Raw genomic sequence first — 15,054 nt, forward strand, 5'->3', positions numbered from 1 at the left:
TGCAAAACCAGTGCTCGAGAATGCACCACCAATAACTTCTTCAGAGGTATTTTCCAAGTACTTTAGATCAGAAATAATCATTTGAGTTTCTCCTGGAATTTGTAAGTTGTTTGCGTATCTTTGGCGCAAGCAACTTGCTGTGTTGCTTACATAATTACTATAGTTGATTCCTCCCAAAAGTCAATACTTTTTTAGAGAATTTTGATAATAATAGTTAGTTTCGTAATAACCCAATAATCATCATATATAATTAATAAATAATCATAGGATAAATTTTATAGCAAACTTGGTACTGATTAAAATTATCGTTATTCAGCAAGGTTTTCAGCTATTTATTCTATTTATTAAACGCAGAAAAATAGCAGTTTGTGTATGTTTTTACAAACTACTAAATAGGAAAATTTATTAAGTTTTTTTGTAATAATTAATGGCATTCACAACATTTTTGAACCCGATATAAATTTCCTCTAAATCAGGATAACTAGTTAGATTTCATCACCTATTTAGTCTTGGTGAATAACATATCTAAGGATTCCGACTGCAAGCCATCCGAGTCGATGTGAGTAACTATTTTCATAGCGTTGATTTGTTGCTTTAACCAATCAGCACATGATTCTGTAATAATTTTTTGACGCAACTGTTCATCTAATTGAGGTTGAATAACTTCTTCCACCCAAATTAAATGCACCCCCTTGGGAGTCATAATCGGCTTAAGAGCCTCTGGTGGTGCAGCAGCAAATACAGCCGCAACAATCTCTAGACGAAAATCTTTGCGATATCATGCGGTTAGCAGTATGAAATATAAGATATTGCCGTAGAGCGTTGACAGCGACACCAAACAACCCAAAAACAATCATCCCCAAACCAATGGCGTTTAAGGTTGTTACACTGCGTTGCACAAGTACTCTGTCCAGCAACAACTGGGTAAATACTGGCGTTACCAGTCCAAATAATTGGATTACTACCTAAGTGATAAAGATTTCTATGAGTGTCTTCAAAAGACTGTCAAACATCTCTAAATTTTTAACAGCCTTGTCTTGATGAAAATGGTGTGACATAATTGTATAAATTGCATTGAGTCGTAAATTATGGGCAAACCTAATCCATTGCAGTTGTGTGATCAGAGCCTGACAGCAAAAAAATCACAACTGCATATCCGATTAACCCTGCAAGGTTAATCAGATATTTACACAATGTGTAATCAACCCCCGTATTACTCCTCTAGGGTTTTGCGGCTCTAGGGGAATGGTACCGGGATAGCCTCGGTCTTAAAAAAAGCAACCTCTAGCACTAAAAGGAAAAGCCTAGCTTTAGGTAGTCTAGAGGAAGTAGAGGGCTATAAAAACTATAAACTGCATGGTAATCAATAGTTGTTTGAGCTTGCTTGATAGATTACACACTGAACCCTTTTACTACCAGTGTATAATATCTTCAAGCGAAAATCTAGTAAGCACTTAACGTTTGTATTATACCTCCCATACTGTAATATATGTCAAGCTATTACCAACGATACTTGTGAGCATAATACAGCACTTCCGTCTGCTATGAGGTACGCACACAGTCTCAAAAGTTAGGATAGGAAAGGGATATGGGGAAAATTGTGCTTCATAATAGCCGGAAGTGCTGTATTTGTATAGGCTAGCTTACACTGCTCAACCTGAAATTTGAATAGCTTAAGGTTTTTTTAGCAATTTTTTGTTAAAAATCACCTGATAGATAATTTTTAACAAAAAAATATATTTTAAAACCATTTATACATTAATTTTTTACACAACTATGCGGCATAGAATGATATGGATGATAAGTCCGTCTATTATATAAATGCCTACAAGCCTTGATTTTCAAGGTAAATTACGGATTTTAATTAAAATTTCAGCATAATACGTACCAGGGCTAGCGCGTCTCAAACCCTATTGACAGGTGGATTATAGCTCGCGTGTTGAGTTTGGGAGAGCAGAAGCTAACAGAGAAACCATATACTGAATTATTCATAGCCGCTCGCCGTGACTTTTGGCGAATACTGCGGTGGAAAGATGATTCTCGCTCTAAGGCATTGAGGGCAATGCGACGTAACAAAGCAAAATTCTGTGGGCTGTGCAGAGAACGAATTCGAGATTCATCCTCACTGAATGTGACATCCAATGTCCAATGAACAGAGTTTTCAATTCCCCAATGCTTACAAAAACAGTGGACAAAGCGTCAGGCTAGGCTGATGGCTAAGAACAATTATCGTCAGTCTTATTTACCAAAAATGGGAAAGTAAAACTAGAGATTCGTGATTTTGGGTAACGCTTACGCTCAACTAAACTTACAAATATTCTTAACCGAGCAGTATTGATATCTATCTTGGCTGTGAGTAAGTCGATTTAACTGTGGGGTAATAATTAATAATTACGTAAATACACGGAGTGTAGTTTTCGGCAGAATCATCAATTAGGAATCATGTTGACTTGCAGTTAGATGCCCGATTTATTAAAGAAGTTGGGAATCTTAGTGTTCGAGAATGATTGAAGTTTGCTATCGACGAGGCAAGTCTCAAGCATTACTTGGATGAACTCAAAGCTAAACCTAAAGAAATTAGTATTTATCCTAAAGTTTTGGCAAATAATTTCAGACAACGATCTAGCTCTATTTGATTATTTTCAAGAAATAAAAGCCATTAACCTTTCTTTTCAAGAAAACAGTAAATATACTGTTGCAATTATATGAGTTAGTTGAGACTTCCAACTATTGCAACCATCAGCCAAAATTCTATATGTCTTTTTTGTTTCTAAACCATGAATTAGATATCGCAATTTCCTCAAACAGGGCTATTTGTCAGGAAAGTGAGATATTTGTACTGAGGGATTCATAAAAACTTATTTAATAAAATATTTTATATATATATACTTGTCGTTAAGAAGTATTAAGAAATACTTATTAAAGAATATTGCAATAGCTTGATTTAATTGCTAACGTGTGTATGACAGCAATGCTGATGAACGCTCGGATCTAGGAGAAATAAAATCTATGAGCTATACCCATTCAGCCAAGTGTGTTAGGCTTTGACGGGTTCAAAACGAGAAATTTCTGCCTCATATAGACAACTATGAGGGATTGCAGATTAACCAAGAAATGTCTCATTGCTAAAGGCTTAGTTTCAGTTTGATTTCAATTGCGATTGATTATTTGTCTTACTTTGTTCCGACAAGTAAGTAGCTCTTGCTTGTGTGTATCGGCAATAACGAAGAGTTTGGTAAGACTTAAATTTTGGAGAATAAAACTAATGGAGATTCAAGGTAAAGTTGCCCTAATTACAGGGGCTTCGCGTGGGATTGGACGAGCGATCGCCCTCGAATTAGCGCAACAAGGCATCAAGCGGATGATATTGATAGCACGCGATCGCCGCAAGTTAGTGGAGGTAGCCAACGAAATCGAGGCGATGGGTACAGAAGCTGCGATCGTGGCTTTAGATTTAACGCAGACAATAGAAGTAAATATCGCTGTTGCCCAACTGTGGCGCAATTATGGACAGATTCACCTGCTGGTTAATTGTGCGGGAGTCGCATACCAAAATTCATTTCTGCAATCTAAAATGCCTCAAGTTCAAGAAGAAATTTCTGTGAACTTGTTAGGGATGTACAACCTCACTAGTTTGATTGCTCGACGCATGGCCAGCCAAAGACAAGGGACAATTGTCAATGTATCGAGCTTAATGGGGAAAGTTGCAGCACCAACGATGGCGACATACTCAGCAACCAAGTTTGCCATCTTAGGATTTACCCAAGCCTTGCGCCAAGAATTAGCTGAACACAATATTCGCGTCATTGCATTACTGCCTTCCCTGACAGACACAGACATGGTGCGCGACTTAAAATTATTTCGCTGGGCGATCCCCATGACTCCCCAGCAAGTGGCTAAAGCACTCGTCACCGGAATGCAGAATGATTCATCAGAAATTTTAGTTGGATGGCAAAGTCATTTAGCCGTGTTGTGTCAACGCCTCGCCCCTTGGTTGTTAGAGCTAGTTTTACGAATAGCGACACCGCCAGCACCAAGCAGACAACGGCTGATCGAAAAACTTATCCCTTCGCGTAGCGTCTCGTAGAGAAGGGGAGACACCGAGGGCGATCGCTGACTGAACACTCAGCATTCCTGAACAAACTTGCCCGAAATCTTCAGTCTTTGGGGATTTCCAGAAATTAAATTATTCAATTTTGGGAGCGAAGATATCGTTAGATTCTTCCTCCCCTGCTTCCCCTGCGCCCCCTGCTTCCTCTGCTCACCAAAGCGATGGGATTATTTTTTTAGTTGGAAGTCCCTTGGCTTTACCCTTGTGCAACATAACGCTCACAGTGCCAAGAAATGCTAATAAGCTGAAAGTAGAACTAGATTCAGGAACAGACTTGGGATTCTCAATTTTGATAACTTGTCCCTGTCCAGGGCTATCGCCTCGGTTTGTCACGTAAATAGCACCATCAGCACCAATAGTCAAAGCAGTAGGAGACTCTAATCCATTGCCACTAAGAATAGTTGTGCGAGTTCCATCCCTCGCTATTTTAATTACAGAACCATCTAGATTACCTTTCCAGAGTGACTGATTAGCGTACTGCAAAGCATATAAATTACCCTCTGTATCAAAATCTAAGTCAGTAAGTTGGGTCAAGCCGTCGGTATAAACTGTTGGTTTATCATCAGAACCAACTCGATATATTTTTGCTTCACCTTCTGGAAAAGGAAAACCAGTTAATTGGCTAATATAATAAGCGCCATCTGGCCCTTTGGCGACATTTGTGGGTACTGGTTGGATTTCAAATGGCGATGACGATGCACCAGAGGGGAAAACTGGATTAGCTAATGTCTGCCGGGGAATTGTGGCGATCGCTTTCAAATTACTTCCATCAGTACCTACACTGAGTAACTCATTAGCACCAGCATCAACTGCAACAATATTATTTCCATTTAAAAGAAGAGAGAAGGGATTGCTAATTACATCGCCTCCATCGGGATTATTTACAAGTTCATAATTAGCTAAATCAGCGACACTAGTCCAGGAATTTGTCTTGAAATTAGCAGTGATGATTTTTCCTAAGTCAGTGTTACCTAATGTGGCGCGAAATGTGGGATTAGAAGCATACCCAACTGCAATATAAGGCTTGCCACTGGCATCAAATTTTATATCATGAGGCCCAGCAGTATCAGTACCATCTGGTAATGCTAAAGAAGGAAGTCCTGTAAGTACACGCTCTTGTGTACCATTTCTAATTTTTGTCACTGCACCAGTTGTGCCATAACATAAAGATTGACCTGCGGCACTCGGTGAAGGAACACAAGCTCCACTTCCGCCTGTTCCTGCCTCTGTGACGTAGAGGCTGCCATCAGGGCCAAAACTTAGACCCCGTGGACTATTAAGATCGTCGGCAATTACTGAAAATGATGCCGCTTCTGCTGCTTTTATTCCTGAAAAAGCAGCAATACAAACACTCAAAAATGTAATTCCAAATTGTTTTAGTTTCATTAGACCCCTCCTAAAATTAAATTTGCGTAAATGAAAGATAGAGAAGTTTGAGATTTTTTTAATTAGTTAATATTTATACCAATTTTCTAAAAGAAGGCAACAGATTCAAACCTAAAAATTTGTCGTTGGGATAAGGCATGAGGCAGAATAAAAGAGGGTTATAGCCTCGTTTGTCTCTCTTTATAGAGTTTGGCTTATGATACCAACTTACTTAAATTAAATCTAAATTTTTTAATTTCGAGTTGTATCATACCATTTTCAAAAATCTTTGCAACATAATGAATCATCTGTAGTGGTGTAGAGATGTACGCTTATAGCAACAAAATTAAATAGGATTGATGTATATTTTCTAACGGTTTTAAGTAAGTGTGATATTAAAACTGTTGAATTACATAGATATTGCGGGACTACAAGGCGATCGCAGTTTGCATCAATACATAAAGTTGCAGTTCAGAAATTGCTGTGCGATCGCATAATTAGACATACCTTGTTTCGGAGCAATCAGAAATGCTTTCCTTCCCCACAACCCTGGCTCCTTTGCCCGAAATCATTGATGGCTTGCCGAATATTTCTGGTTGGGAAACAGAGGTTCTCTCTGTGGTTAACCAGGATCGACCAGTATTTTTACCAACAACAAATCTCCGCTTAGAAGACATAAATGCTGTGTTTGCGATCGCCTTACACATGCACCAGCCAACTATACCTGCTGGAAATGGCGGTACACTCATCAGTAATCTGCAATATATGTTTGAACATCCTCATGAAGGGGATAACCACAATGCAGATCCTTTTGCCCATTGTTACAGCCGCATGGGTGACTTGATCCCCGAACTTGTAAATCAAGGTTGCAATCCGCGTGTGATGTTGGATTACTCTGGTAATCTGCTGTGGGGACTGCGGCAAATGGGACGCGGTGATGTTCTGGATAATCTTAAACGGATTACTTGCGATCCAACCTACCAACCTTATGTAGAATGGCTGGGTACAATGTGGGGTCATGCAGTTATTCCTTCCACACCCATAGCAGATATCAAATTACATATCGTTGCATGGCAACATCACTTTGCGGCAATTTTTGGCTGGGAAGCATTAGCGCGAGTCAAAGGATTTTCGCCCCCAGAAATGCACCTACCCAATCACCCTGATGCTCTTTTTGAATTTGTGAAAGCGCTGAAAGAATGTGGATATCGCTGGCTACTTGTTCAAGAACATTCTGTAGAAACTCTTACTGGTCAATCTCTCACTTATAAACATTTACCACATCGTTTGGTTGCCCGTAATTCTCAAGGCGAAACAATTAGCATCACAGCTTTAATTAAAACCCAAGGTTCGGATACCAAATTAGTTGCACAAATGCAACCTTATTATGAAGCAAAAACATTATCAAAACAACAACTTGGTAGTGTGTCTGTACCACCAATAGTTAGCCAAATTGGCGATGGTGAAAATGGCGGCGTGATGATGAATGAATTTCCTAGCGCTTTTAAACAAGCTTGGTGGGATATGGTAAATAACGGGGGAGGAAAATCAGGTGTAGTTGGGATATGTGGTACAGAATATTTAGAATTAATCGAAGCTGCTGGATGCAAACCTGAAGATTATCCAACTTGTCAGCCAGTGGGACAACATCAAATTTGGCAGCGAATTTCACCAGATAATATTCAACCGGAAGCTGTAGAGAATGCCATTCAAGAATTAAAGCAAATAAACTCTAATTTTCATCTGGATGGAGCCTCGTGGACAAATCATATCAGTTGGGTAAAAGGATATGAAAATGTGTTGTCTCCCATGTATCAATTAAGTAGTTTATTCCATCAGAAGTTTGATCCATTGCTGCAAACTGACTCAGCAGAAGCTATTACGAAACAGTCTCAATACCGTAACGTTCTTCTACATAACCTTTTGCTGCAAACCAGTTGTTTTCGTTATTGGGGACAAGGTGCTTGGACTGATCACGCACGGGAAATTTACCAACGTGGCGAAAACTTATTGCAGATGAATTGAATTGGAGGCTGGAACGCATATCGATTCTTAAGACTTGATCCTCCTTAAAAATTAGAGAATTAAACCCCCTTAAAAAAGCAGGGCTGTTTCATTCCCTAAAAGGCGCTGATTTACAAGCGTTTCAAGCAAAAAAATCAAGTGACTAAAAAATTTGATTGGGCAAGAAAATGGCGTTCACACTTAAATTTACTGGTTGAGGTGGTAGTTTTTATTTCTCCCACTCAAGCAAATTTCTGACTCATACTCTTGACAAAATCCTTAAGAGATCGAATGAAACAGCCCTGCCTTTACAAGGGGGGATTAAGCAAATCTAATTCCCTCCCCTTAGAAAGGGGAGGGTTAGGGTGGGGTATTTTTGTACCTTTATAAAAGAATAACTTCAACACGCTCTCATGCTGATTTCATAATCAGTATTTGAGCAATTGTTTATTTCAAAAAATTGTTATATGTGAGTTATTTTTCTCAATACATCTTCTTACACGAGAGGTAACAATATTTCAAATTTTGTACCTATACCAATCTGTGAATGGAAATTTAATTTTCCGCCATGTCTCACAGTGATAATTCGATAACTTACTGCTAAACCAGTATTTTTACCATTCTTTGTTTCCAGAGAAAAAGACTCCATAATTTGCTGTTGCAATTCTTCAGACATTCCAGAGCCATTGTCAGCAATGCGAATTAAAACCCAGCGAGAATCTGGTGCATCTGGGTTGCTCGCTTCTTGTGATATAACTTCTGTGGTAATCTCAATTCGCGGTTTTTGAACAGTCTTTGTCTCTTCTAAATGTAACTGCTGTCGCACTGCTTCATTCAGTAAAGTATCCACAACTTCACTTAAAATATTCATCAAAACCTGGTTAAATTGCCCCATAAAGCAATACACTGGGGGTAATTGACCGTAGTATTTGACTATTTCGATTTCTCCTTGAAGGCGGCTATTAATTAATAAAATAATGCTATCTATACAAGCGTGTAAATCTACTGGTTTAGGAAAAAGTTCATCAATATGACAGAAGTTTTGCAAGCTAGTAACGAGTTTTTTTAATCTTTCCGCGCCCGTGCGAATGCTAGCAAGCGATCGCGACAAATCTTGTTCTAAAAAATCAAATTCAATCTCTTCTTTAATCTGATTAATTGCCGGAGAAACTGATGGTAACTCTTGCTCGTAAGCGGCGATTAGTTTGAGTAAATCTTGACTGTAGTTTGAAACATAGATTATGTTACCCCAAATAAAACCCACTGGGTCTAAAACTTCGTGGGCTACGCCGTCTACCAAACGCCCCAAATTTGCCATTTTATCATTTTGAATCATTTGGGCTTGACTGCGTTCATAGCGGATCAGATTGTCGATTCCTCGAATTTGCCAAGAAATAATATTCAATTCTTGGACATCTAACAATCTATAAGCACCAGATTCGGTTTCTACTACAATTGGTTCTGCTAATAATTCTGGCGATCGCTTTAGGCTAAGTTGCATTGTTGTTAAAATCGATGTTGTATCAGTAACAAGCAACATCGATGTCCGCACATAGCTGTAGAGAACAGCTAATGGTTGCTGAACAAATAACTCTTGTCCGAATGGACGAATCAAAAATTCTAGTAGTCGCTGTCGCGAAATCATCCCAATGAAATGTCCCTGTTCTACCAAAATTACTCCTGGTAGCAAGGGGTATTTGTCCAAAAAACTAGCCACTTCCATCCCGGTGTGGCTGATTTCCACCGAGAAATTATACATTGGTAGTTCTTGGAGGGTTGAATCTAAACCAAGATCGCGATCGCTACCCTCAGACAAAAATGGCGGTGAGATTTGGCAACTAAATTCTTCTGGCACTAGACACCCTGATTTTTTCAAAGACAGGTAAAGAATAAGTTAATATTTTACATTCTGCCACCCTCAAAATCCGATTTTAGTTTAGGTATCTAATAAAACTACTGATCTGTCAAGCTGAAAATCTTTCTCAGGCGACTGGAAGTAATTGGCGTGCAATTTAGAATCTGGGTGGAGAATATTGAGAAAGCGATGTCTACGACGGGCTACGCCTACGCAAGTTAAACTAAAAATAACCTTTACGAAGAGTGCAAAGGTAGCGTTATGACCTCTGTAACCAATCCACCCAACGCCCTCGCTCCTTTCCCATTCCCAGATCATACTCAACTTCCTGAGTCCAATGGTACGTTCGTGTTCGCGGAGCGTGTCGGAGGCAAAAATTGGCAAGAGCATCCTCAAAGCATCCTACTAACTGACTCTATTACACCCATTCTTAAGCAATTAAATCCTGAAGCTGAATATTGTATAGGACAGGACTTAGGAATTTATTGGCGTTTAACCGATCCCCTTGAAAAAGGCGCAGAAGCACCAGATTGGTTTTATGTACCGAATGTACCATTTTTGCTCAATGGGCAAACGCGACGTTCTTATGTGATGTGGCGAGAGTTTATTGCCCCGTTGATTGTCTTAGAATTTGTCTCTGGGGACGGTAGTGAAGAACGGGATAAAACTCCTTTGAAGGGTAAATTTTGGATTTATGAGCAGGTGATTCGTCCTGCCTTCTACGGCATTTATGAAGCGAGTAAAGCCAGCCTAGAAGTTTATCATCTAATTGAAGGACAGTATCAAGTTTTACCAGCAAATGAACGAGGACATTATCCTATAGTTGCTTTGGGTGTTGAATTAGGTTTATGGCAGGGAGTTTATCAGAATGTGGAATTACCCTGGCTGCGTTGGTGGGATTTACAAGGTAATTTGTTGTTGAGTGGGGATGAAAGAGCAGAACAGGAATCCCAAAGAGCCGAACGCCTAGCTGCCCAATTGCGATCGCTCGGTATTGAACCAGAAACCTGATATATTATTACGAATTACGAATTAAAAAAGGGCTGGTGTAAAAGAGTCATCTGTGGCTTAATTTGTTTAGACACAAATTTTTACTGCTACCAGGGTAATCACGATGACAAATAGACCTCCTTCCGAACCGGAGTCATCTCAAAAAACTGCCCTTGGCTTTGATGAATTTATAGCCATTCTGGTTGCGTTCACCACTATCGGAGCGATTCTTTTTTGGTCATTGTCCCGCAGAGATTCTAGTTGGAACTTAAACGGGCTGCTGTTGCCTTCCTCCACTCCGTCTCTTAGTGTTCGACCAAATCCAGTATTGCCCTCTCCTACTGCCAAGGTAGAACCTTATGTAGTCCCCGACAACGTTTTGCCCTATTCTTTACCTGAAGCTGTTGTTGAACCCAAGACACCTTCATTCCCAACTAACAGCACAACTCCTTACCGCGCAATGTTACCATCTATTCTGGTAATTCCAACTCCATCCCCACAACCACAAACGCCTGTATCCCCTGCAACAGAACTTGAGTCATCACTCAAATCATCAGCGTTGCCTTTAGTAACTCCGGCAAAACCAAAATCAATCATTCCGCCGCCAATTGCATTTAATGATGTGCCCAATGACTTTTGGAGTCGGCGTTTTATAGACGTTCTTTCTGCCCGTGGGATTCTTAAAGGGTTTCCTGATTATTCTTTTAGACCAAATCAGCCTGTAAATCGCGCCGAATTTGCTGCCATACTAGAAAAAGCCTTCGACCAAGAACCGTCTAAGACTGCGATCGCATTTCAAGATGTACCAACAAAATTCTGGGCAACTTCAGCAATTGACCAAGCCATCAGTGCCGGATTTCTCAAGGGCTACCCGAAAAAAACCTTCAAACCACAACAAAATATTTCGCGAGTGCAAGTTTTAGTTGCCCTTGTCAGTGGGTTGAATTTGAAAGCACCTACTTCCCCAAATCAGATTATCAGTGTCTATAAAGATGCTAAAGACATTCCGCCTTATGCTATCAGTAAAATAGCTGCCGCTACAACAAATGGTCTGGTAGTTAACTACCCAAATCCCCAAGTCCTCGATCCCAACAAAGTAGCTAGTCGGGCAGAAGTGGCGGCAATGATTCATCAAGCTTTAGTCAAACGGGGCAAACTGTCGGCAATTACATCTCCTAATATAGTGCGCAGGAGTAGCCCGCCGCAGGCATCGCCTAAAATATCTCCAGAACTTCCACAGAGTCCAAAAAAACCGACCCCAAAAGCTAAATTGACCACCGGAGGTTCGCCTCAACAATAATTACTAATTCGTAATTAAACCAAGGATCGCAGGCAGCGACTTCTACGGGTACTAGCGTTATGGGTGTAGTCTTGATATTACAAATTGTTAAAAATTTCGTCAGGAATTTTGAGATAAGTCTGAACGCCGACTTCCGGCATTCAGACTTCATGATTTGGAATTAGAGCGTACTTCTCACAGGAGCAAGCTACGTGTAGCGTCTCATAGAGAAGCGATAATTAGATATTAAGCTTCTGGAATTTGTTTACCGACAACTTGTGATTTAAGAGTGGTGATTTCACTAGTTAACTCTTTCCTGGTTGAGGCTTTGAGTAAATAGCGGTAAACAAACCAGGCAGAGTAACCAATACCGATCAGCTCAAAAGTAGGTGCTACCAAAGGGATATCATTCAAAGCATCTAATATTGCCAAGAGTACTTTAACGGCAACAATTGATCCTACAATTAAACCAACTGTCACCAGGGGTTGCTTATATTGATTAAAGAAGCTTCCCAGATAATCTGGTAATGTTGCTAAAAAGGTAGAAACTTGCTCCCCGTATTTTACCCATTCATCTTGAGGCTGTGCCGGAGGCTGGAGTTTGGTGATGGTTCCTGTTTGGCTGTTGATCTCTGCCACTGTAGCCTCTTTAGATGCGGTTTCGGTAAATTCTTGTTCTGGCATTTTCACTCCTATTAATTTGACAGTTGAGTTTTTCTAATCTGGATAATTACAACCAAAAGGTTGTTGATTAGGTAATGTACTTGCGAATCAGTACAATTTGGTGAAAGGCACAAAAAGATTTTAGTGTCCTATAACCATACTTGCCCCATACTATCTACTGCATCAACTACAAGGTAGACAGTCAGTAGGAGGATAGAACTCAGAAGGCAGCAGGATGTATTATAATCAACTTCCTGAGTTCTATTTTTGGAATCAACCGGAATCCTCAGGTTGTGATTATCCCATTCCGTGTCATTTGCTCATAATCGTACTAAATCTAAGTACAAATCATGCAAAAATAACTCCGCTTCTCATTTATATAAGCCTAGAAGCCGATTTTAGCCGATATTAAAGCTATCTTAAGCCGCGTTCGTCAATTAACGCATTCGTATTGATATTAATACGTAATAAAAATTTTTCTGTGTTCATATAGACTAGACTTCTAAGCTGTTTTATGATATAAGTGCCTGGAATTAGGGAGGCAAGGAGATAAACAAAACTCAGCACTCTTTTGCCCAATCCCTAATCCCCAAGAAGTATCAAACCTTTTGTTTTTCTCCTGATTGTATTAATTTTATAAGGAAGCAATAAGGTAGAGTAATGGCGTAGGCGATCGCAAGAACTCATTGCTTGCTATCAACCGCATATTGTGGAAAGTAGTGTAGTAGGGAAAAGACGCTCTCACGAGGGTCTTTAGTGCAGGAAACTATATTGTTGCTCCTAAAAAAAGTAAATTCTATTAAACTTAGTAATTATACTTATAAAATTTGTTGTAAAAATTACTTATATTATCTAAGATGATGCTAATTATCTCGCAAGCAATGATTTGCTCTTGCAATAAAAGAAGATAATGTAGATGTTAATGACTAAATTAAGGTATTTTGACAATCTAGACTAATTTGATTATTTTTGCGGGAAGGCAAGGAGGTTTGAGAAATGCCAACTCAAAAGCCAACCCCTATCTACAGCAGTTCAGAAAGCAAAAAAGTGTCAGCCGAAGAGCCATCGACAGACGAACTCCCAACTATAGAATTTCCTTCACGAGGGAAACTCAAAGCTAGTTCTTGGCGTATCCATCAAAAAATTGGCTATGGGTACTTTGTAGCTATTGGAATTGGCTTTTTTGGCTCACTGACTGGGTTAGTGATTGCTAATTACTACCGGGGAAGGGAAGTTAGACAATTTAATCAAGCTTATGAACAAGGACAACTACTGAGTAATTATAAAGATGCAGTAGTAGGGGCGCAATTACATAGTTCTAACCTAGTTGCTGTATTAGAAAATTCACAACAACTGCAAAACAAAAAAGCTGATTTTCTGAAGAATGTTGAAAAAGCCAAGCAACTAGAGTCAAAAATTGGCGGATTTCTCGATAGTAAACCTAAAAGACTAGCAGCAACAAGTTCGACTTTACAGACGTTATTGCTGGATTACAAAAATAATTTAAATGCCTACGTTGACCAAATCGAGGTCGTCTTAGAGAAAATTGACTCTCAAAAAGTGCAGCCTCAGCAGATTTCCTCTGCCCGATCGCAGTTATTAACAATAATGCGTGGTGAAACAGCCATGCAACTAGATCAGCTTTCTCAAAGCTTGACTAACATCCTGCAAACTGCTGAAGATCAAGAGCAAGAAAGGCAAAGAGCGGTTGAGCAGGCGAGAATAGTTGAGCGATTCATCGTGATTGTGAGTATGCTGGTTTCGGTAGCGATCGCAGCTATTGTAGCTTGGCGTACCAGTCGGGCGATCGCTGAACCAGTGATCACTGTAACCCAAGTAGCTGAACAAGTTGCCAGGAAACATAATTTCGATTTACGAGCGCCCGTCACCACTGAAGATGAAATTGGCCTACTCGCCAAATCTCTAAATCATCTGATTGAGCGAGTATCTCAGCGAACAAAAGAACTACAACAAGCTAAAGAATTAGCCGAAGCTGCTAGCAAAGCAAAAAGCGTATTTTTGGCCAATGTCAGCCACGAATTACGCACACCATTAAATGCTGTCATTGGCTTAAGCCAACTTCTAGAAGACGACGCTACCGATCTTGGTTTATCGGCAGATTTTATCACAGATTTAGAAACAATTAACGCTGCTGGTAAGCATCTACTGCACTTGATTAACGAAATCCTCGACTTGTCAAAAATCGAAGCGGGGAAAATGACCCTGTATCCTGAGACATTTGAGATTGCAACGCTGATTCATAACGTTGTTCTCACAGTCAAACCAGCTATAGAAAAAAATGCCAATGTTTTAGAAGTGGATTTTGATGAGCAACTTGGCACCATGTATGCCGATCAAACTAGGATGCGGCAGGTATTGTTAAACTTACTCAGCAACGCCAGTAAATTCACTACAAACGGCAAGGTGACGCTGACAGTCAACATAGAAAAGGATGAATTTCGACCGGAGGCTCCTTTGGGGAGCATTATTTTCACCGTTACCGACACAGGTATCGGTATGTCTAACCGTCAACAGCAGCAGTTATTTCAACCTTTTACACAAGGAGATACCTCGACTACGAAAAAGTATGGAGGTACGGGATTGGGGTTGGCAATTAGCCGCCACTTTTGCCAGATGATGGGTGGTGAAATTATTGTCAAAAGTCAGCCGGGAATTGGCTCTACTTTTACTATTCGTCTGCCAATGACTGTGCAGGATTGAATTGGGGACTGGGGATTGGCGATTGGGAGGGATGAGGGAAATAATAAGGTAATATATTCTTCCTCT

The 15,054-nt window shown here is 39.9% G+C and carries 9 protein-coding genes and 2 pseudogenes; 5 read left to right on the forward strand and 6 right to left on the reverse strand.

All coding sequences use genetic code 11. The annotated features are described in order from the left end of the window. Nucleotides 1-499: 499 nt before the first annotated feature. From V7K44_RS25595 to V7K44_RS25605, 3 genes and pseudogenes are all read right to left on the reverse strand, one after another. Complete coding sequence (locus V7K44_RS25595) at nt 500-703, reverse strand: hypothetical protein (protein ID WP_442940717.1); 204 nt, start codon at nt 701-703, stop codon at nt 500-502. 76 nt (nt 704-779) lie between these two features. Next, nucleotides 780-995, reverse strand: a pseudogene (locus V7K44_RS25600) (ABC transporter transmembrane domain-containing protein); the annotation flags it as partial. Nucleotides 996-1,893: 898 nt separating this feature from the next. After that, nucleotides 1,894-2,190: pseudogene (locus V7K44_RS25605) on the reverse strand (transposase); the annotation flags it as partial. 1,075 nt (nt 2,191-3,265) lie between these two features. Between V7K44_RS25605 and V7K44_RS25610 the strand changes: the two are divergent. Then, a complete protein-coding gene (locus V7K44_RS25610) occupies nt 3,266-4,087 on the forward strand; it encodes an SDR family NAD(P)-dependent oxidoreductase (RefSeq protein ID WP_334935658.1) in 822 nt (273 codons plus the stop codon). A 174-nt stretch (nt 4,088-4,261) separates the two neighbouring features. On the opposite strand, the gene V7K44_RS25615 is transcribed toward V7K44_RS25610, so the two are convergent. Beyond that, nucleotides 4,262-5,497, reverse strand: coding sequence for a ScyD/ScyE family protein (locus V7K44_RS25615; protein WP_334935660.1), 1,236 nt, complete (start codon nt 5,495-5,497; stop codon nt 4,262-4,264). Nucleotides 5,498-6,004: 507 nt separating this feature from the next. On the opposite strand from V7K44_RS25615, the gene V7K44_RS25620 reads away from it, so the two are divergent. Next, the gene (locus V7K44_RS25620) at nt 6,005-7,501 is read left to right on the forward strand and encodes a glycosyl hydrolase family 57 (RefSeq protein ID WP_334935662.1); all 1,497 of its coding nucleotides are present in this window, start codon (nt 6,005-6,007) and stop codon (nt 7,499-7,501) included. 475 nt (nt 7,502-7,976) lie between these two features. Here the strand turns inward: V7K44_RS25620 and V7K44_RS25625 are convergent, their stop codons facing one another. Next, on the reverse strand, nt 7,977-9,335 hold the full coding sequence (locus V7K44_RS25625) for a sensor histidine kinase (RefSeq protein WP_334935664.1): 1,359 nt from the start codon (nt 9,333-9,335) through the stop codon (nt 7,977-7,979). 261 nt (nt 9,336-9,596) lie between these two features. Between V7K44_RS25625 and V7K44_RS25630 the strand changes: the two genes are divergently transcribed. After that, complete coding sequence (locus V7K44_RS25630) at nt 9,597-10,346, forward strand: Uma2 family endonuclease (RefSeq protein ID WP_334935666.1); 750 nt, start codon at nt 9,597-9,599, stop codon at nt 10,344-10,346. Nucleotides 10,347-10,449: 103 nt separating this feature from the next. Next, nucleotides 10,450-11,625, forward strand: a complete 1,176-nt coding sequence (locus V7K44_RS25635; RefSeq protein ID WP_334935668.1) for an S-layer homology domain-containing protein — start codon at nt 10,450-10,452, stop codon at nt 11,623-11,625. A 225-nt stretch (nt 11,626-11,850) separates the two neighbouring features. Here V7K44_RS25635 and V7K44_RS25640 read toward each other — a convergent pair whose 3' ends face one another. Further along, nucleotides 11,851-12,288 carry a CAAD domain-containing protein gene (locus V7K44_RS25640; protein WP_334935670.1) on the reverse strand — a complete coding sequence of 146 codons (438 nt, stop codon included), beginning with the start codon at nt 12,286-12,288 and terminating at the stop codon, nt 11,851-11,853. Between the two features lie 975 nt (nt 12,289-13,263). Here V7K44_RS25640 and V7K44_RS25645 point away from each other — a divergent pair. Next, on the forward strand, nt 13,264-14,988 hold the full coding sequence (locus V7K44_RS25645) for a sensor histidine kinase (RefSeq protein ID WP_334935672.1): 1,725 nt from the start codon (nt 13,264-13,266) through the stop codon (nt 14,986-14,988). Nucleotides 14,989-15,054: the final 66 nt, after the last annotated feature.

The organism is Nostoc sp. (assembly GCF_036917235.1).
In the GTDB taxonomy this organism is placed as follows: domain Bacteria; phylum Cyanobacteriota; class Cyanobacteriia; order Cyanobacteriales; family Nostocaceae; genus Nostoc.